This window comes from Mesorhizobium sp. LEGMi-168a, assembly GCF_058312955.1.
Map to the genome: position 1 here is coordinate 456,742 of NZ_JBZEGV010000001.1, position 16,844 is coordinate 473,585.

Genomic DNA, 16,844 nt, shown 5'->3' on the forward strand with positions numbered 1-16,844 from the left:
CGTTCCTATTCCTCGGCGTCGACGGCGACGCCGGATTTCCTGTTTGCCTGGGCAGTCGGATTGCGCGCATGGAACAGATCGAGATCGGCCTCGATCCGGTCAAGCAGATTGTTGCGCACCATGTCGTAGCCGAGCTCGATCGCCGCGGCGAAGCCGTCCGAATCGGCGCCGCCGTGACTCTTCACGACGATGCCGTTCAAGCCCAGGAAGACGCCGCCATTGGAGCGGCCGACATCCATCTTCTCGCGCAGCCGGTCGAAGGCGCCCTTGGCGAAGACATAACCGATCTTGGCCATCAGCGTGCGGCTCATGGCGGCGCGCAGGTAGCCGGCGATCTGCCTTGCCGTGCCTTCGGCCGTCTTGAGCGCGATGTTGCCGGCAAAGCCCTCGGTGACGACCACGTCGACCGTGCCCTTGCCGATATCGTCGCCCTCGACGAAGCCGCGATAGTTCATCGAGGCCATGTTGGCCTCGCGCAGCATGCGCCCGGCCTCCTTGACCTCCTCCTGGCCCTTGATCTCCTCGACGCCGACATTGAGCAGACCGACGCTCGGCCGCTCGATGCCGAACACCGAGCGCGCCATGCCGGTGCCGAGGATGGCGAAATCGACGAGCTGATGCGCATCCGCGCCGATGGTGGCGCCGACGTCGAGCACCACGCTCTCGCCGCGCGTCGTCGGCCAGAGCGCGGCGATCGCCGGGCGGTCGATGGTGACCATGGTGCGCAGGCAGAATTTCGACATCGCCATCAGCGCGCCGGTGTTGCCGGCCGAGATGCAGGCCTGCGCGGCGCCATTCTTCACCGCCTCGACCGCCTTCCACATCGACGACTTCCAGCGGCCGTGGCGCAGCGCCTGGCTCGGTTTGTCGTCCATCCTCACCGCGATCTCGCAATGGACGAATTCGCTGACCTCGGCGAGTTTTGGAAACTTGGCCAGTTCGGGACGCACGGCGTCCTCGCGGCCATAGATGACGAAGCGGATGTCAGGGCGGCGGATGGCGACCGTCATCAGCGCCGGGATGACGACGCCTGGTCCGTGGTCGCCGCCCATGGCATCGATGGAAATCCTGATCACGCGGTGTTTTTCTCACGGTTTGCCTGGCTAGCGGCGTGCGCCTGCCGAGGTAAGGGGGCTCGCGAAGGTCCGGCGAAAATAGCGGTTTTGGGCAGCCGCACAACCAACTTTTCCAAAATCCCAGCCGCCTTCAGGATTTTCCGAGCAGCGAACGCAGCTTTTTCTGGAATTCGCTTTCCTCAGGCTGATCGTCGCCCTCGGCATCGAGCGAGGCTCCGGGCTTGCGCGGATAAGGATCGATCGCCAGGCCGAAAAATTGCTCGGCGAGCGCACCGACATCGATGGTGTCGCCGGAAAAAGTTTCGGGACTGTCCGGTCCGTCGGCATCGAGAACGATCTCGCCGCCGCCCTCGAACCCTTCGCGTCCAAGCTTCGACTGCTCGGGCAAGAAGAGCGCCTCGACGGGCTCGTCGATATGGGCTGCCACCGGATCGAGGGTGACGATGCAGGCCTGGGTGATATCGGCCTCAACGCGGCCGCTGACCTTGACGCCGTTGCGTTTCCAGGACGCCACCAGGAGTTCGGCGCGGTAGCTCTCGACCGAGAGCAGGTCGTATTCAGCGGCAAGGGCCGCGCGCTGGCGTTCGTCGGCCTCGATCACGACAGGCAAGCCCTTTTGCGGCAGGCGGGCGACGTTAGCGACGAAAGATACGGGGCTCTGCGGTTCGGCGTGTTTCATTCTCGCCTCCTTCACACGGCTCCGGCGACCGGGAACGCCACGGTGCCAGCCGCGATCGATTCGGTAGGCTGCGCGGCAAGCTGCCGGGACGCTGCGGAAACATAGTTCGCCAGCAGCGGCGCCTCGAGCCACTCGCCGGCATCGGGCCTGACGTTACGGGCGAGTGCCATGCTAAGGGCAACGCGGTCGTCGTCCCGCAAGGCGTCGTCATAAGCCGCGGTGCGGCCATAGAACATCTTTGCCAGCTTCTTCATGCGCTTCGGTACGCCGACATCACTGATGCCCAGTTCCCTAAGCGAATGGTCGACATCGAGGAAGAACTCGTCGATCAGCACCTGCGCGATCTCGGTTGCCGCACCGCCCTCCCCGCGCAGCCGGTGCTGGAACAGGAACATATGCAGCGCCAGCATCTCGAAGCGGCCGAGCGGCGTATCCGGCACATTCCAGTCGGAATAAAACACGGTTTGCCGCGCCGCCGCCACGATTTGTGCGTAGAGCGCCTCCGTGATGGCGCGGTTGGCATGACGTTCGCGGCCAAAAAGGCGCTGGAACATTGAGGGTGGTCTCCCGGGGACCTTGTGTTTGATTTGGCCTTGTTGCATCGGCATGCAAGCTGGTTTACCGGTTTTGCGGCCCAGCGCAAGTTGCGGGGATGTGATGGAGAATTGTTGTTGGGTGCGCTGAAATTCAAGTCGTTTCTTACGCCCCTGCCGGCGGGCGTAGCTTCTCTGCTGGTGGCGGTATCCGCGCTTTCGGCCTGCAATTCATCCAAGATGATCGGCGATCTCAGCCCGAGCGAGACGCTGACGCAAGGCTATGTCATCGACCAGGCGGCGATCGACTCGGTGCCGGTCGGCTCGAGCCGCGAGCAGGTGCTTCTGGCGCTGGGCACGCCGTCGACGACGGCGACCTTCGACAACGAGGCCTTTTACTACATATCGCAGACGCGCAAGCGCTATGTCGCTTTCGACAAGCCACGCCTGGTCGACCAGCATGTGCTGGCGGTCTATTTCGGCGCCGACGGCCGCGTCACCCAGATCGCCAATTACGGCCTGAAGGACGGCAAGATCTTCGACTTCATCTCCAGGACGACGCCGACCGGCGGCAAGGACCAGAACTTCCTCAGCCAGATCATCAACGGCGCCAGCAAGCTGGCGCCTGGCATCCCGGGCGGCGGCACGCCGGGCACCTGATCCGGAGGCCTCCGGGAACTGAGACGACGAAGACCCGCCGAATCGCCCCGGCGGGTCTTTTCGTTTCAACGACACCGCTTGGTCGAAAATAAAACCCGCGGGATCGCTCCCGCGGGTTTCTGTTTGGAAAAGAAGGCTGCGGTCAGCCGTGCGCGAGCACGGCAAGCAACAGCAGCGCGACGATGTTGGTGATCTTGATCGCCGGGTTGACAGCCGGGCCGGCGGTGTCCTTGTAGGGGTCGCCGACGGTGTCGCCGGTCACCGATGCCTTGTGCGCCTCGGAGCCCTTCAGGTGCTTGACGCCGTCCTTGTCGTTAAAACCGTCCTCGAACGACTTCTTGGCGTTGTCCCAAGCGCCGCCGCCGGAAGTCATCGAGATGGCGACGAAGAGGCCGTTGACGATAACGCCGAGCAGCGAGGCGCCGAGCGCCGCGAAGGCCGAGGCCTTCGATCCCGAGATCAGGAACACGCCGAAATAGACGACGAGCGGCGCCAGCACCGGCAGCAGCGACGGAATGATCATCTCGCGGATGGCGGCCCTGGTGAGAAGGTCGACGGCGCGCGCATAATTCGGCTTCGACGTGCCGGCCATGATGCCCTTGTCTTCGCGGAACTGCTTGCGCACCTCCTCGACGATCGAGCCGGCGGCGCGGCCGACAGCGGTCATGGCGATGCCGCCGAACAGATACGGGATCAGGCCGCCGAAGATGAGACCGGCGACGACATAGGGGTTGGAGAGGTCGAAGGAGACCTCGCCCATGCCCTGGAAGTAGGGATATTTGTCGCCATTGGCGGCAAAGAACTTCAGGTCGTTCGAGTAGGCCGCGAACAGCACCAGCGCGCCGAGGCCTGCGGAGCCGATGGCATAGCCCTTGGTCACCGCCTTGGTGGTGTTGCCGACGGCGTCGAGCGCGTCGGTGGACTGGCGCACCTCCTTCGGGAGGCCCGACATTTCGGCGATGCCGCCGGCATTGTCGGTGACCGGACCGAAAGCGTCGAGCGCCACGATCATGCCGGCAAGGCCGAGCATGGTGGTGACGGCGATGGCGGTGCCGAAGAGGCCGCCGAGCTGGTAGGTGGCGATGATGCCGCCGACGATGACGAGCGCGGGGAGCGCCGTCGATTCCAGCGAGACCGCGAGGCCCTGGATGACGTTGGTGCCGTGGCCGGTCACCGAGGCCTGGGCAATCGAGTTCACCGGGCGCTTGTTGGTGCCGGTGTAGTATTCGGTGATCACCACGATGAGACCGGTCACCAAGAGGCCGATCAGGCCGCAGATGAACAGGTTCTTGCCGGTGACGGTGACGCCGGCGACGGTGCCGATCTCGCCCCAGCCGAGGCAGACCGAGGTGGCAATGGCCAGGCCGACGATCGACAGCAGGCCGGTGACGATCAGGCCCTTGTAGAGCGCGCCCATGATCGAGCCGTTGGAGCCGAGCTTGACGAAGAAGGTGCCGACGATCGAGGTCAGGATGCAGGCGCCGCAGATGGCCAGCGGATAGAGCATGGCGGCGCCCAACACTGCCGTGCCGCCGAAGAAGATGGAGGCCAGAACCATGGTGGCGACGACTGTCACCGCATAGGTCTCGAACAGGTCGGCGGCCATGCCGGCGCAGTCACCGACATTGTCGCCGACATTATCGGCGATGGTGGCCGGGTTGCGCGGATCGTCTTCCGGAATGCCGGCTTCAACCTTGCCGACGAGATCGCCGCCGACGTCGGCGCCCTTGGTGAAGATACCGCCGCCGAGACGGGCGAAGATCGAGATTAGCGAAGCGCCGAAGCCGAGCGAGACCAGCGAGTCGATGACGACGCGGTCGTTGGGCTGCAGGCCCATCGGACCGGTCAGGATGAAGTAGTAGATCGAGACGCCGAGCAGCGCGAGGCCGGCGACCAGCAGGCCGGTGATGGCGCCGGACTTGAAGGCGATGTCGAGGCCGGCGGCAAGGCTGTTCGAGGCGGCCTGCGCGGTGCGGACATTGGCGCGGACCGAGACATGCATGCCGATGAAGCCGGCAGTGCCCGAGAGCACCGCACCGATCAGGAAGCCGATCGCGGAAGTGATGGACAACAGCCACCAGGCGAGCAGAAGCACGACGATGCCGACGACGGCGATGGTCGTGTATTGGCGCGCCAGATAGGCCTGGGCGCCTTCGCGAATGGCTGCGGAGATTTCCTGCATGCGCTGGCTGCCCTGATCGGACGCAAGGACCGAACGTGTCGCCCAGATGGCGTACAGAACTGACAGCAAGCCGCAGGCGATGACGGCGGTAATGATGGTCATTGCCGGATTTTCCTCGATTGATGGCCCAAAAGAACCCCTCCCTGGGCCGTTGGAACGGGAATGAATGCCGTGCACGGAATCCACCCCTTGGCTGCGGTGTATGCGAAACAGGGCTCGGAACGTCAAGATATTGTTCGGTTTTTGCCCGGCTTTCGCCCAAAAGACGAGGATCGCGATTCACCGCTAGTCGCCACCGTCCTTTTAGATCGATTGAAATGACGCGGCGTAAATCAGCCCTTGCGCAAATCGCCATCGGGCTGGATGACGAAAATCAGCACAGCAAGCATGGTCATGTAGAACATGAACGCCTTCTGCTGGCCGTTCCAGATGCTCGACTGCCACATGGCGAACCATTCGCCGCCCACGACCATGAAGCCGAAATACCAGATCAGGAAGCCCATCGTGGCGGCAATGACGGCAAATTTCTTGGCGTCGTTGAAGTCCTGCGCGCTCGCCTTGCGCGCCCGCCAAAGGCTCCAGGCGGCGACGAGATAGAGCAGGCAAGTCAGCGCCTCGCCGAGGATGATCAGCCAGTAGCCGGCCGTCCACAGCGCCGGGTTGGTGATCGAGCGGTACATCAGCGCATTGCCTGGAAAGGTGGTATCCATGCTCAGCACATGCTGGACAAAGGCGAAGTTTGAGCCGTAGTCGGTGATGTTGCCGAAAGCGACCAGAAAGGCGAACGCCGCGAGACACAGACACATGACGATCTTCGAGAGACGCAAGGTCATGGCAAGAACTCCTGCTGAAAGATCGGGGCATCGGGAAGATCAATCGCCGAGTCCCGAAGATCGCGCAACTGGGGGCTCAGTGTCGGTTACGCTTACTGCCAGCGCGAAACATTATGCCAGCAAGCAAGGCATCGCCGGGCTGGCCGAAACGCTCGATCTCGGCAGTGATTGCGCCGTCGGCGATCTTGTTTCGTTGGAGACAGCCGGCACTCGGCACGACTTCGCCGTCATCCGTCGCCGCTGGATCATCGGCACGCGAGGAGGCACGATGCTCGAACTGACGCTGGACCACCCTGCCCGCTGAGGCCGCCCCTGCTTTGCAAATGCAGATCGCGAGCCTATCTTCTGAACAAGACAGGAGTTAGCAGATGAAGTTCAAAGCTATTGTTCACGAAGCCGAAGAGGGCGGCTACTGGGCCGAAGTTCCCGCCATTCCGGGATGCGCGACACAAGGAGAGACCTTGGACGAGCTCCTTGCGAATCTTCGCGAAGCAATCGAAGGCTGCCTTTCCATCGATCTTCCATCGTCATTGACTTCGGAGCCGGGCAGGGTCGTGGAAGTCGCCGTTTGAAGTCCATTTCCGGCAAGGACCTCGCCCGGGCTGTCGAGCGGCAAGGCTGGCAGCTTCTGCGCATTGCCGGAAGCCACCATATCTACGGAAAGGAGGGCAGCATTGTACGTCTCTCTATTCCGATACATGGCAACAAGCCACTCAAGATCGGTCTCCTGCGTCATCTCCTGAAGATGGCCGAAATCGGCGAAGACGAGGTCTGAAGGCAGCTACCCTGCTTCCCGCCCCATGCGGCGCGCGGCGTAGCGCTCGATCGCCGACAGGCCGTCATAGATCAGCACCGCAAGCGCCGCGACGATCAAGCCGCCCTGCAGCACGAAGGCCAGGTTGTTCGATATCAGGCCGGCGATGATCACCTCGCCCAGCGTCTTGGCCGCCACGGTCGAGCCGATGGTGGCGGTGGCGAGGCTGATGACCACGGACAGCCGGATGCCGCCGAGGATCACGGGTGCGCTCAGCGGCAGCTCTACCTTCATCAGCCTTTGCCAGCCGGTCATGCCGGCGCCGCGTGCCGCCTCCATCACATTGCCCGGCAGCGTGGTGAGCGCGGTCAGCGCGTTCTCGAAGATCGGCAGCAGCCCGTAGAGGAAGAGCGCGATCAGCGTCGGCTTCTCGCCGAAGCCGACCGCCGGCACGGCAAGCGCCAGCACCGCCACCGGCGGAAAGGTCTGGCCGATATTGACCAGGCTGCGCGACAGCGGCAGGAACTCGGCGCCGGCGGGTCGGGTGACCAGGATGGCGAGCGCGACGGCGACGATCGTCGCGGCCACAGTGGCGACGAGCACGGTCCTCAGATGCAGCAATGTCAGCGTCAGCAGGCTGCCCTGGTTGTAGATTGCCGGCGCGCCATTCTCGGTCAGCGGCTTCAACAACGGCTCGAACCAGTCCGGGTTGGCGATGAAGACCATCAGCAGCACCAGAAGACCCAGCCTCAACAGCGCGGGCAGCCAGGCCTTCATGCCGGCCTCGCGCGCTTCACCAGCCCCTCAACGGTGACGCGCCCGAGCGGCTTGCCGTCGGCGTCCTTCACCGGCAGCGCCGGACGGCCCGTCCATAAAAGCTCGGCCAATGCATCGCGCTGGCTGGCGTCGCCGGGGATCGCCTTGCCTTCGGCGCCGCCGGGCTCCACCGCATCGCGCGCGCGGCCGAGCGACAAGAGCCGGAACGGCCGCTCGCTGGAGCCGACCAGGGTTTCGACGAAGTCATTTGCGGGCTTTGCCAGGATCTCGGCGGGTTTGGCGTATTGCAGCACCTTGCCGGCATCCATGACGGCGATCTTGTCGCCCATATGCACCGCCTCCTCCATGTCGTGGGTGACGAGGATGATGGTGGTGCCGAAGCGCTTCTGGATCGCCAGCAGATCTTCTTGCGCCTTGGTGCGGATGATCGGGTCGAGCGCGCCGAAGGGCTCGTCCATCAGAAGCACGTTGGGTTCCGCGGCGAGCGCGCGCGCGACGCCGACGCGCTGCTGCTGGCCGCCGGAGAGTTCATGCGGATAGCGCGGACCATAGGCCTGCGGGTCGAGCTGGTAGAGCGTCATCAGTTCTTCGACGCGCGCCTTGATGCGGTCCTTGTCCCAGCCGAGCAGCAGCGGCACGGTGGCGATGTTTTGGGCCACCGTGCGGTGCGGAAACAGGCCATGGCCCTGGATGGCGTAGCCGATGCTGCGGCGTAGCTGGTAGCCGGGCAGCGAGCGATTGTCGGCGCCGTCGAGCTTGATCACGCCGGAGGTCGGCTCGACCAGCCGGTTGATCATCCGGAGCAGCGTCGTCTTGCCGGAGCCGGAAGTGCCGACGATCACGGCGATGGTGCGCGGTTCGATGACCATCGAGACATCGTCGACGACGGCCGTTCCGTTATAGCGCTTGGTGATGCCTTCGATCTCGATCATGCGGGGTCCGCCCTGCGCCTGGTGGAGGTCATTTCGATGACTGCGTCGAGGATGATAGCCGCGGCAAAGGCCAACGCCACGGTGGGCACTGCGCCGAGCAGCACAAGGTCCATCGCCGTCTGGCCGATGCCCTGGAAGACGAACACGCCGAAACCGCCGCCGCCGATCAGCGCGGCGATCGTGGCCAGTCCGATGTTCTGCACCAGCACGATGCGGATGCCGGTCAGGATCACCGGAAAGGCGAGCGGGAACTCGACATCGAACAGGCGCTGGCGATCGGTCATGCCCATGCCTCGCGCGGCATCGTTGGCGGCGCGCGGCACGCCGGCAAGCCCGACCACGGTGTTGGCCACGACAGGCAGCAGCGAATAGAGAAACAGCGCGACGAAGGCCGGCGCGGTGCCGATGCCTCTGATGCCGACTGCCGCGGCGCCCGGCACATGCGCGGCGATCCAGCCGAGCGGCGCGATCAGCAGGCCGAACAGCGCTATCGACGGAATGGTCTGGATGATGTTGAGCACATTCAGCACCCCTGCCCGCAGCGGCTCGACGCGGTGGCAGAGGATGCCAAGCGGAACTCCGGCGACCACCGCTGCCGCCAGCGAGCCGAGCGCCAGCGTGATGTGCTTGGATCCTTCGGCCCAGAAACTGTCGGCGCGGCTGGCATATTCCTTGAGAATGGAAAGACTGTCCCAGCTTCCCGAGACCAGCAGCGCGCCGATGGCGAGCGCGGCGACAATGAGGACGCCGACACGCGCCCAGGGCGAAAGGCTAAGCCTGGTCAGCACATCGGCCAGAAGCAGCGTGAAGGCAAAGATCAGCAGCCAGAAGCCCGAGGCCGGCGCGACGCGGGCGAAAGTGTTGCCGGCGGGCGTCAGGAAGCCGCCGGCAATGCCGATCAGGATCGCGAGCGCAACCAGCGCAACCACATTGGCGGCGAGCCTCAGGATCAGCGGCGTCCTCAGCAGCGCGACAATGCCGCCGGCAATGACGATCGCAAGCAGCAGCGCGCCAAGCGTGGGTGGCAGCGCTTCGATGATCGAGCGCGCCTGTCCAGGTACGATGCGGTTGGCGCGGAATGTGACGAAAGGTGCCGCGAAGGCGGCATAGGTGACGATCGCGGCGATGACCACGCCGAGCTTGTCGAAGCGGATGGTCATCGGCTGCTCGCGCGGCGATTTGGAGGGGCAGAATTAGGAAGGCCTCGTTCCTTCGCGCCCCCCTCTGTCCTGCCGGACATCTCCCCCACTTGGGGGGAGATCAGATTTCGCGCAGACTTTCGCCAATCCCCAGCGTGACGTGAAGAGCGCCGGCGATGAAACAGCCAATCTCCCCCCTTGTGGGGGAGATGTCCGGCAGGACAGAGGGGGGCGTCTCGCACCGGCGTCACGTTTTCTTTCGACGCTCTTGCTGCTACTTCAAGACCCCGTTCTTCTTCAGGAAATCCTCCGCCACACCTTTCGCGGGTTCGCCACCCAATTGCACGCGGCCGTTGAGCTGCTGCAGCGTGACGAGGTCGAGCTTGGCGAAGACGGGCTTCAGCAGCGTCTCGATTTCCGGATGTTCCTTCAAGACCTGCTCGCGGATGATCGGCGCCGGCTGGTAGACGGGCTGCACGGCCTTGTCGTCCTCGAGCACGACAAGGCCCGAGGGCTGGATGCCGCCGTCGGTGCCGTAGACCATGGCGGCGTTGGCGCCGTTGGTCTGGTTGGCGGCGGCGGCGATGGTCGCGGCCGTGTCGCCCCCCGAGAGCGTGATCAACTGGTCCGGCTTCAGCTTGAAGCCGTAAGTGGTCTGGAAAGCCGGCAGGGCCGCCGCCGAATTGACGAACTCGGCCGAAGCGGCGAGCACCACCTTGCCGCCGCCCGAGACATACCTGCCGAAGTCCGACAGGGTGGCGAGCTTGTTCTCATCCGCCACTTCCTTGCGCAGCGCGATCGCCCAGGTGTTGTTGGCTGGCGACGGCGACAGCCAGACGATCTTGTTGGCATCATAATCGAGCTTCTTGGCGGTCTCGTAGGCCTTGGCGGCATCCTTCCACACCGGATCGTCCGCCTTCTGGAAGAAGAAGGCGGCGTTGCCGGTATATTCGGGATAGATGTCGATCTCGCCGGCGGTAATCGCCTTGCGCACCACGGGCGTAGCGCCCAGCTGGATGCGGTCGGTGGTCTTGATGTTGTTGGCGTTCAAGACCAGCTGGATGATGTTGCCGAGCACACCACCCTCGGTGTCGATCTTCGAGGAGACAACCACCTGGGCATGTGCCGAAGCTGCGGTGATGCCGAGCGCGATCGCGGCTACGGCGAGCTTTCCGATTGAAAACATTATGAAAATCCCGTGCTGTGAACCGATGGGGTCGGAGGCGGCATATGAGCATGGCTTTAACGCGCCGTCGGGGTACACGGTTTCATAACTAGCGGGATGCACGCAATAATTTTGTTCGCGGCGCGAATGCCGCGCCGCGCCGGGTCCCGACAGCGTAATGTCAGTTGGCGGCGCGCAAGCCCGGCAGCTTCAAGGCGCCGAGCGCCAGAAAGCAGAGCACGACAACCGGAAACACGACCCAATTCAGCATGGTCCAGCCCCAGGCGTTGTAGATCGCGCCCGACATCAGCGAAGCGAAGGCGACGGAGCCGAACAGGACGAAGTCGTGGAAGCCCTGCACCTTGCCCTTTTCGGATGGGTGGTAGCTGGCGGCGACCATGGCGGTGGCGCCGATGAAGCTGAAATTCCAGCCAAGGCCGAGCAGGATAAGCGCGCTCCAGAACTGCCAGAGCGCGAGGCCGGAAAGCGCCACCGCGGCACAGCCGATGAGCAGGACCAGCCCGATGGCGACGATGCGCTCGGCGCCGAAGCGGTGGATCAGCCTACCAGTGAAGAAGCTCGGCCCAAACATCGCCATGACATGCCAGGAAATGCCGAGCGTGGCATCGTCGGGAGAGAGCCCGCAGCCGACCATTGCGAGCGGCGCGCCGGTCATGACGAAGCTCATCAGCGCGTAGCTGCCGACGGCGCAGAACAGCGCCGCGACGAAGCGCGGCTGGGTGGCGATCTCGACCAGCGGCCGGGCGTCGCTTGCGGTGGTTTGCGCGGCGGTGCCTGCCCGCCTGGACATGTGCAGGAAGGAAAGGATGACGGCGCCGACAGCCGCGAGGATCAGGATCGAGGCGAAGGATCCGGCAAACATCACCGGCGCGAGGAGCTCGCGCGTGTAGATGACGATCTGCGGCCCGACGATTGCAGTGACGATGCCACCCGCCAGCACGAAGGAAATGGCGCGCGCCTTGAATTCCGGCGGCGCGTTGTCGGCGGCGGCGAAGCGGAACTGCTGGACGAAGGCGCCGCCGACACCGATCACGCCGAGACCGAAGGCAAAGAGCCAGAAGCTAGCCCGATAGAGCGCCAGCGTCGCGATCAGCCCGCCAAGCGCGGTGATGACGGTGCCGGTCATGAAGCCGCCGCGATGGCCAAGCCGGCGGATGATGGCGGCCGCCGGCAGCGCGCCGAGCGCCACGCCGATGTTGAAGCCGGTGACCGGCGCCGTCGCCAGCGATTTGTCGGGGCCAAGCAGATACTGTCCGGCAAGCGCACCGAGCGAAATGGCGATCGGCGCCGCGGAGCCGACAATCGCCTGCGCCGCGGCGAGCAGCGCCGCCGTGCGGCGCGCTTCCCTGCCGACGCCAGCGACGACTGCCGCAGCGCTCACGATGCGTCCTTGCCGCGACCTTCGCCACGCACCCGGCGCGAAACGCGGTCGAGCACGGCGTTCACCAGCTTCGGTTCGTCTTCCTCGTAGAAGGCCTTGGCGATATCGACATATTCCGAGACGATCACAGCCACCGGCACGTCGTCCCGCTTCATCAATTCATAGACGCCGGCGCGCAGGATGGCGCGCAGCGTCGAGTCCAGCCGCGACAGCGGCCAGTCCTCGGTCAGCGCCTGGCGGATGACCGGATCGATGGTCTTCTGGTTCTCGACGACGCCGGTGAGGATGGCGCGGAACCATTGCGCATCGGCCTCGCGATAGAGCGCGCCGTCGACTTCCTTGCCGAGGCGGAAAGTCTCATACTCGGCAGTTGTTTCGAAGACACCGCTGCCGGCGACATCCATCTGGTAGAGCGCCTGCACGGCGGCGAGACGAGCGGCGCCCCGCTTGTTGGCGTGGCGCACTGTCGGCTGGCCGGTCGAAGCAGGATCGCTCACGATTGGGCTCCGAATTTCTCTTTCAGCGCGATCATGGTCAGCGCCGCGCGCGCGGCAAAACCGCCCTTGTCGCCTTCCGTGCGCCTGGCCCGCGTCCAGGCCTGCGCATCGTTCTCGGTGGTCAGGATACCATTGCCGATCGCGATCGCTTCCTGCACCGACAGGTCCATCAGTGCGCGACTCGATTCATTGGCGACGATGTCGAAATGATAGGTGTCGCCGCGAACGACGGTGCCGAGCGCGACGAAGCCGTCATAATGCGTGCCGCCTTCGGCGGCGCCATCCAGCGCGAAAGTGATCACTGCCGGTATTTCCAGCGAACCAGGAACGGTGACGACGTCATAGGTGGCGCCGGCCTCGTCCAGCGCGCCCGTCGCGCCTTCGAGCAGCGCGTCGGCGAGGTCGTCGTGGAAACGCGCCTCGACAATGAGCAGATGCGCCTTCGCCTTGGGGCGAATGAACGCTTTGCCGTGTTGGGATATGCCTGCCATAAAAGTCTCCGGGGGGTTGCCGGTGACTTAGGCCGAAGCCGGATTGATCGCAAGCGGAAGATTGTCGAACCGACACCGGCCCGGTATCTCTCGACGGATTCGCCTCCCGCGCAGCGCGATCTTCGGATCGTTCTTTGGCTAGGCAGGCAAAGCTTCGAGGATCGAGATCGGTGCTCCGGTATCGATCACCCGCTCAAGTCGCAGTCCGGAGCCTTCGAACAGGCGGGCATATTGCGCCTCCGTCCGCTCCAGGCCGCCGGTGACGGCGAGCATAACCACATCGAGGAACTTGACCTGGGCCGGCTCGTCGCCCGGAGGTACGAGCGTCTCGGCCACGAGCACCCTGCCATGCGTTGGCATGGCCTCGCGGCAACGCCGCAGGATCAACCCCGCGCGTTCATCGTCCCAATCGTGGATCACCTTCTTGATTACATAGACGTCGCCAACGGGGACGCCGTCGAAGAAGTCGCGGGCGACGAAGTCGGTGCGCGGCAGGTCGCCTCCGGCCCCCTGGCGCGCCGCCGCCACTCCAGAGGGCAGGTCGAGAAGAACGCCGCTCAAGTGGGGATTGCGGGCAAGGATGGCCGAGAGCAGTTGTCCATGCCCGCCCCCGACATCGACGACCCGCGTGTATGGGCCGAAATCATAGGCAGCCGCGACCGCCTCGTTGCTACCTTGGCTCAAGGCGACCATGGCGCGCTGGAACAGGGCAGCCTGTTCCGGGTGGGCCGAGAGCCAATCAAATCTCGGATTTCCAAATACCTTGTCGAAGGCCGGCTTTCCAGTGCGGACGGAATGCAGAAGCTGCTCGAACGCAAGATAAGCCTCGCTATTGATCATCCGGATGAAGTCACGCGGTCCAGGTCGATCAGAACGAAGCGCTGCGCCAACTTCCGTCAAGGCAAAACGACGAGGGCGAATTTCAGTGAACACTCCCTCCGCCGCCAGAAGCCGCATGACGCGATAGAGCGATTCCGCATCAGCGTTCGTAGCGGCTGCCAAGCCTTCAACCGATTGTCCGCCGGAGGCCAAAAGATCGGGAATGCCGAGTTCGACAATGACGCGCAGCGCCTGTGACGCGGCAAATCCGAAACCCAGCCTGATGAGTTGTTGCGATGGGTTGGTCATGGCTTCCCCTCCGGCAGGTGAAAGCTTACGGGGCACCCGAGCGGAAGTGAAGCAGGAAGCTATGTTGAACGGCGGATTGCGCTGGCAGACGCTGAAGCCGCGTTGATGGCAAGCGCAAGATCGCTAGGGCATTTCACCGTTTCACCGAAACGGCGAACCGCTCTATCCCTTTGTTTTTACGCAATTCCGAACGGAAAACCGTTTCACACTTTTCCTGGAATTGCTCTAGGGACGTAGCTCAGTCCTAACGATCCTCTCGCGTGTGCCATAGGCGGAGCACAAAAATCGTGGTGTTCTGTATTTCGTAGCGAATCTCGTAGTTGCCTACCAAAATGCGGCGCACTTCGCGTGGCTCGAACTCTTCCAGCTTTTCACCGATGCGCGGATACTCGATTAGCCGTACTGGCGCGGCAGCCAATGACTGCACCGCATGTGCGGCCGCCTGGCTGTTTGCCAGTGCAAGAAAATCGTGAAGCCTGACCAGATCGGACAAAGCCTTACTGGTCCACCTCAGCTCCATCAACGTGGCAACGGAAGAGGCTTTTCAGTGCCAAGACTCTCGGCCCATGCTTGAACGGCTTGGTGGTCTATAACCCGACCAGCGTCGACATCGGCAAGCGCTTCAAGTGTGAGCCGCCTACGCTCCTCCTCCAAGTCGACCCAAGCGGAAAGGGCCTGCTTCACAATCCAGCCACGCGGACGCTCGAGCCGCGCAGCCAGTTGGTCGACTTTCTCCGCAAGCGGCAGCGGAACGTGAGCAGTGATTACTTTCGTGTCCATCTGAGCCTCGCAATCAGACTTAATCATAGCGATTAAAATTGATTAAGTCGAGATTGGAGCGCCGCGTCACAGCCCCTCTTTCGCTGCCTCAGCTAGGCGCGCGGCGTAGCGGGCCATGGTGTCGATCTCAATGTTGACGCGGTCGCCGGCCTGGCGTTCACCCCAAGTGGTGACGCTCAGCGAATGGTGGATCAGGAGCACGTCGAAGCGAGTGCCTTCGACCTTGTTGACGGTGAGCGAGGTGCCGTCGAGCGCGACCGAGCCCTTCGGCGCGATGAACTTCGCCAGATGCCGCGGCGCCTCTAGCGTAAAGCGCACGGCGTCGCCCTCCTCCTTGCGCTCGACGATCTCGGCCGTGCCGTCGACATGACCGGAGACGATGTGGCCGCCGAGTTCGTCGCCGATCTTCAGCGCCCGTTCGAGATTGACCCTGGTGCCGGATTTCCAGCTCGAAGCGGTGGTCAGCCGCAGAGCTTCCTCCCACGCCTCCACTTCGAACCAGCGTGCGTTTGAGCCATGCTCGGGCAGCGAGGTCACCGTCAGGCAGACGCCGCCGCAGGAAATCGAAGCGCCGATGGCGATGGTCTCGGGATCGTAGGCGGTGTCGATGCGCAGGCCGATGCCTTCGCTGAGCGGCTTCACGGCGGCAACAGTCCCTACGTCTGTGACGATCCCAGTAAACATCAGAAATCCCTTACCCATTCGGCGTAGGTGTCCTCGCCGAAGCGCATCTCGCGCAATTTGCGGAAACCTGGCGGGATATGGTCAGCGTCGATGGGCGATGCAATGCCGTCTTCGCCGATCGCTTCCGGTCCCTGGAAGAGCACAATGCGGTCGACTAGGTCTTCCTCCAGGAACGCCTTCGCTACCTTGGCGCCGCCTTCGACCAGCACGCTCGCCATGCCGAGGGCGGCAAGATCCTCCAGCAATTCCGGCAGGGCCACTTCGCCTGAATAGGTTTCCGTGCCGATGAAGCGCACGCCGGCGCGTTCGAGGGTCGCCCGCCGATGCGGGTCGGCTTCGAGGCATGCGGCGACATAGAGCGGCACGCGGTCGACGCCGGATACCAGCTTCGATGTCTCCGGCAGCCGGATCTGGCGGTCGAGGATGATGCGCGCCGGCGAGCGGTTCTCCAGTCCCGGCAGGCGCACCGTCAGCGCCGGATCGTCCTCCAGTACCGTTCCGATGCCGACCAGGATGGCGTCCGCCTCCGCGCGCATCAGATAGACCTCACGCCTGGCGATCTCGCCGGTTATCGCGACCTGGCCAGCGCCCTTCCGGCCGATCTTGCCGTCGCTCGAAAGCGCAAGCTTCAGGGTCACTTCGGGGCGTTTTTTCAAAGATCGGATCAGATAGCCGGCCATCTGCTCGGCAGCCTCGGCAGCAAGCACCTTCTCCACCACCTCGACGCCGGCGGCACGCAGAATGGCGTAGCCCTTGCCGGAGACGCGCGAATCGGGATCGGTCGCCGCGCCAACGACGCGCGCGATGCCGGCATTGACCAGCGCGTTGGCGCAAGGCGGGGTGCGGCCGTGATGGGCGCAGGGTTCCAGCGTGACATAGGCGGTGGCGCCGCGCGCCAGCTCGCCGGCCTCGGCCAGCGCCTCGGTCTCGGCGTGCGGGCGGCCGCCGACAGCCGTCACGCCGGTGCCGACGATCATCGGCCCCGCACCATCGTCGCGCACGATGATGGTGCCAACCGAGGGGTTGGTCGAGGTCCGCCCGGCATTGCGGCGCGACAGCCTGATGGCCGCGGCCATGTAACGGCGGTCCAGGGCCGCCTGGTCGGCCTCGCTCAATTGAGGTCTCGCCATGA

21 protein-coding genes are annotated in these 16,844 nt (G+C 64.2%); 4 read left to right on the top strand and 17 right to left on the bottom strand.

The genetic code is table 11. The features are described from left to right. Positions 1 to 5: 5 nt before the first annotated feature. The 3 genes from plsX to AC4FWB_RS02420 all read right to left on the bottom strand — a co-directional run bounded on the left by plsX (position 6) and on the right by AC4FWB_RS02420 (position 2,309). The gene (gene plsX, locus AC4FWB_RS02410) at positions 6 to 1,076 is read right to left on the bottom strand and encodes a phosphate acyltransferase PlsX (protein WP_491024159.1); all 1,071 of its coding nucleotides are present in this window, start codon (positions 1,074 to 1,076) and stop codon (positions 6 to 8) included. A 130-nt stretch (positions 1,077 to 1,206) separates the two neighbouring features. Continuing rightward, complete coding sequence (locus AC4FWB_RS02415) at positions 1,207 to 1,755, bottom strand: YceD family protein (protein WP_491024160.1); 549 nt, start codon at positions 1,753 to 1,755, stop codon at positions 1,207 to 1,209. Between the two features lie 11 nt (positions 1,756 to 1,766). Next, positions 1,767 to 2,309 (bottom strand): ubiquinol-cytochrome C chaperone family protein, encoded by a 543-nt coding sequence (locus tag AC4FWB_RS02420; RefSeq protein ID WP_491024161.1) that lies wholly within the window; start codon positions 2,307 to 2,309, stop codon positions 1,767 to 1,769. Between the two features lie 117 nt (positions 2,310 to 2,426). On the opposite strand from AC4FWB_RS02420, the gene AC4FWB_RS02425 reads away from it, so the two are divergent. Next, positions 2,427 to 2,948 (top strand): outer membrane protein assembly factor BamE, encoded by a 522-nt coding sequence (locus AC4FWB_RS02425; RefSeq protein WP_126100136.1) that lies wholly within the window; start codon positions 2,427 to 2,429, stop codon positions 2,946 to 2,948. A 142-nt stretch (positions 2,949 to 3,090) separates the two neighbouring features. Here AC4FWB_RS02425 and AC4FWB_RS02430 read toward each other — a convergent pair whose 3' ends face one another. Together AC4FWB_RS02430 and AC4FWB_RS02435 are read right to left on the bottom strand one after the other, a co-directional pair. Then, on the bottom strand, positions 3,091 to 5,232 hold the full coding sequence (locus tag AC4FWB_RS02430) for a sodium-translocating pyrophosphatase (protein WP_491024162.1): 2,142 nt from the start codon (positions 5,230 to 5,232) through the stop codon (positions 3,091 to 3,093). A gap of 230 nt (positions 5,233 to 5,462) precedes the next feature. Beyond that, complete coding sequence (locus AC4FWB_RS02435) at positions 5,463 to 5,963, bottom strand: DUF2165 family protein (RefSeq protein ID WP_491024163.1); 501 nt, start codon at positions 5,961 to 5,963, stop codon at positions 5,463 to 5,465. Positions 5,964 to 6,042: 79 nt separating this feature from the next. On the opposite strand from AC4FWB_RS02435, the gene AC4FWB_RS02440 reads away from it, so the two are divergent. The 3 genes from AC4FWB_RS02440 (at position 6,043) to AC4FWB_RS02450 (ending at position 6,738) form a co-directional block, all read left to right on the top strand. After that, positions 6,043 to 6,267 carry a hypothetical protein gene (locus AC4FWB_RS02440; RefSeq protein ID WP_491024164.1) on the top strand — a complete coding sequence of 75 codons (225 nt, stop codon included), beginning with the start codon at positions 6,043 to 6,045 and terminating at the stop codon, positions 6,265 to 6,267. Between the two features lie 64 nt (positions 6,268 to 6,331). Beyond that, positions 6,332 to 6,535 (top strand): type II toxin-antitoxin system HicB family antitoxin, encoded by a 204-nt coding sequence (locus tag AC4FWB_RS02445; RefSeq protein WP_491024165.1) that lies wholly within the window; start codon positions 6,332 to 6,334, stop codon positions 6,533 to 6,535. Next, complete coding sequence (locus tag AC4FWB_RS02450; RefSeq protein WP_491024166.1) at positions 6,532 to 6,738, top strand: type II toxin-antitoxin system HicA family toxin; 207 nt, start codon at positions 6,532 to 6,534, stop codon at positions 6,736 to 6,738. The genes AC4FWB_RS02445 and AC4FWB_RS02450 overlap by 4 nt, the downstream gene beginning before the upstream one ends. A 6-nt stretch (positions 6,739 to 6,744) precedes the next feature. Here the strand turns inward: AC4FWB_RS02450 and AC4FWB_RS02455 are convergent, their stop codons facing one another. The 12 genes from AC4FWB_RS02455 to ribD form a co-directional block, all read right to left on the bottom strand. Then, positions 6,745 to 7,494, bottom strand: coding sequence for an ABC transporter permease (locus AC4FWB_RS02455; RefSeq protein ID WP_491024167.1), 750 nt, complete (start codon positions 7,492 to 7,494; stop codon positions 6,745 to 6,747). Then, positions 7,491 to 8,426 (bottom strand): ABC transporter ATP-binding protein, encoded by a 936-nt coding sequence (locus AC4FWB_RS02460; protein ID WP_491024168.1) that lies wholly within the window; start codon positions 8,424 to 8,426, stop codon positions 7,491 to 7,493. Before AC4FWB_RS02460 ends, AC4FWB_RS02455 begins: the two co-directional genes overlap by 4 nt. Continuing rightward, the gene (locus AC4FWB_RS02465) at positions 8,423 to 9,586 is read right to left on the bottom strand and encodes an ABC transporter permease (RefSeq protein ID WP_491024169.1); all 1,164 of its coding nucleotides are present in this window, start codon (positions 9,584 to 9,586) and stop codon (positions 8,423 to 8,425) included. Before AC4FWB_RS02465 ends, AC4FWB_RS02460 begins: the two co-directional genes overlap by 4 nt. Before the next feature lie 253 nt (positions 9,587 to 9,839). Beyond that, positions 9,840 to 10,751, bottom strand: coding sequence for a glycine betaine ABC transporter substrate-binding protein OsmF (osmF, locus tag AC4FWB_RS02470; RefSeq protein WP_491024170.1), 912 nt, complete (start codon positions 10,749 to 10,751; stop codon positions 9,840 to 9,842). Between the two features lie 160 nt (positions 10,752 to 10,911). Then, on the bottom strand, positions 10,912 to 12,132 hold the full coding sequence (locus AC4FWB_RS02475) for an MFS transporter (protein WP_491024171.1): 1,221 nt from the start codon (positions 12,130 to 12,132) through the stop codon (positions 10,912 to 10,914). Further along, positions 12,129 to 12,629, bottom strand: coding sequence for a transcription antitermination factor NusB (gene nusB / locus AC4FWB_RS02480; RefSeq protein ID WP_491024172.1), 501 nt, complete (start codon positions 12,627 to 12,629; stop codon positions 12,129 to 12,131). The genes AC4FWB_RS02475 and nusB overlap by 4 nt, the downstream gene beginning before the upstream one ends. Next, the gene (gene ribH, locus AC4FWB_RS02485; protein WP_491024173.1) at positions 12,626 to 13,120 is read right to left on the bottom strand and encodes a 6,7-dimethyl-8-ribityllumazine synthase; all 495 of its coding nucleotides are present in this window, start codon (positions 13,118 to 13,120) and stop codon (positions 12,626 to 12,628) included. The genes nusB and ribH overlap by 4 nt, the downstream gene beginning before the upstream one ends. Before the next feature lie 138 nt (positions 13,121 to 13,258). Continuing rightward, entirely contained in the window at positions 13,259 to 14,248 is a 990-nt protein-coding gene (locus AC4FWB_RS02490) for a methyltransferase (protein WP_491024174.1), read from the bottom strand. Between the two features lie 244 nt (positions 14,249 to 14,492). After that, positions 14,493 to 14,768, bottom strand: a complete 276-nt coding sequence (locus AC4FWB_RS02495) for a type II toxin-antitoxin system RelE/ParE family toxin (protein ID WP_491024332.1) — start codon at positions 14,766 to 14,768, stop codon at positions 14,493 to 14,495. After that, positions 14,768 to 15,028 (bottom strand): CopG family ribbon-helix-helix protein, encoded by a 261-nt coding sequence (locus AC4FWB_RS02500; RefSeq protein WP_491024175.1) that lies wholly within the window; start codon positions 15,026 to 15,028, stop codon positions 14,768 to 14,770. The genes AC4FWB_RS02495 and AC4FWB_RS02500 overlap by 1 nt, the downstream gene beginning before the upstream one ends. 66 nt (positions 15,029 to 15,094) lie before the next feature. Further along, a complete protein-coding gene (locus tag AC4FWB_RS02505) occupies positions 15,095 to 15,712 on the bottom strand; it encodes a riboflavin synthase (RefSeq protein ID WP_491024176.1) in 618 nt (205 codons plus the stop codon). Beyond that, positions 15,712 to 16,842: a bifunctional diaminohydroxyphosphoribosylaminopyrimidine deaminase/5-amino-6-(5-phosphoribosylamino)uracil reductase RibD gene (gene ribD / locus AC4FWB_RS02510; RefSeq protein WP_491024177.1), complete on the bottom strand. Its 1,131-nt coding sequence runs from the start codon at positions 16,840 to 16,842 to the stop codon at positions 15,712 to 15,714. Before ribD ends, AC4FWB_RS02505 begins: the two co-directional genes overlap by 1 nt. Positions 16,843 to 16,844 lie beyond the last annotated feature (2 nt).

Bases quoted from the DNA above. Each gene is read 5' to 3' on its own strand.
- AC4FWB_RS02415 (WP_491024160.1), bottom strand. From the start codon at position 1,755: ATGAAACACGCCGAACCGCAGAGCCCCGTATCTTTCGTCGCTAACGTC.
- AC4FWB_RS02420 (WP_491024161.1), bottom strand. From the start codon at position 2,309: ATGTTCCAGCGCCTTTTTGGCCGCGAACGTCATGCCAACCGCGCCATC.
- AC4FWB_RS02430 (WP_491024162.1), bottom strand. From the start codon at position 5,232: ATGACCATCATTACCGCCGTCATCGCCTGCGGCTTGCTGTCAGTTCTG.
- AC4FWB_RS02435 (WP_491024163.1), bottom strand. From the start codon at position 5,963: ATGACCTTGCGTCTCTCGAAGATCGTCATGTGTCTGTGTCTCGCGGCG.
- AC4FWB_RS02445 (WP_491024165.1), top strand. From the start codon at position 6,332: ATGAAGTTCAAAGCTATTGTTCACGAAGCCGAAGAGGGCGGCTACTGG.
- AC4FWB_RS02455 (WP_491024167.1), bottom strand. From the start codon at position 7,494: ATGAAGGCCTGGCTGCCCGCGCTGTTGAGGCTGGGTCTTCTGGTGCTG.
- AC4FWB_RS02460 (WP_491024168.1), bottom strand. From the start codon at position 8,426: ATGATCGAGATCGAAGGCATCACCAAGCGCTATAACGGAACGGCCGTC.
- AC4FWB_RS02465 (WP_491024169.1), bottom strand. From the start codon at position 9,586: ATGACCATCCGCTTCGACAAGCTCGGCGTGGTCATCGCCGCGATCGTC.
- osmF (WP_491024170.1), bottom strand. From the start codon at position 10,751: ATGTTTTCAATCGGAAAGCTCGCCGTAGCCGCGATCGCGCTCGGCATC.
- ribH (WP_491024173.1), bottom strand. From the start codon at position 13,120: ATGGCAGGCATATCCCAACACGGCAAAGCGTTCATTCGCCCCAAGGCG.
- AC4FWB_RS02490 (WP_491024174.1), bottom strand. From the start codon at position 14,248: ATGACCAACCCATCGCAACAACTCATCAGGCTGGGTTTCGGATTTGCC.
- AC4FWB_RS02495 (WP_491024332.1), bottom strand. From the start codon at position 14,768: ATGGAGCTGAGGTGGACCAGTAAGGCTTTGTCCGATCTGGTCAGGCTT.
- AC4FWB_RS02500 (WP_491024175.1), bottom strand. From the start codon at position 15,028: ATGGACACGAAAGTAATCACTGCTCACGTTCCGCTGCCGCTTGCGGAG.
- AC4FWB_RS02505 (WP_491024176.1), bottom strand. From the start codon at position 15,712: ATGTTTACTGGGATCGTCACAGACGTAGGGACTGTTGCCGCCGTGAAG.
- ribD (WP_491024177.1), bottom strand. From the start codon at position 16,842: ATGGCGAGACCTCAATTGAGCGAGGCCGACCAGGCGGCCCTGGACCGC.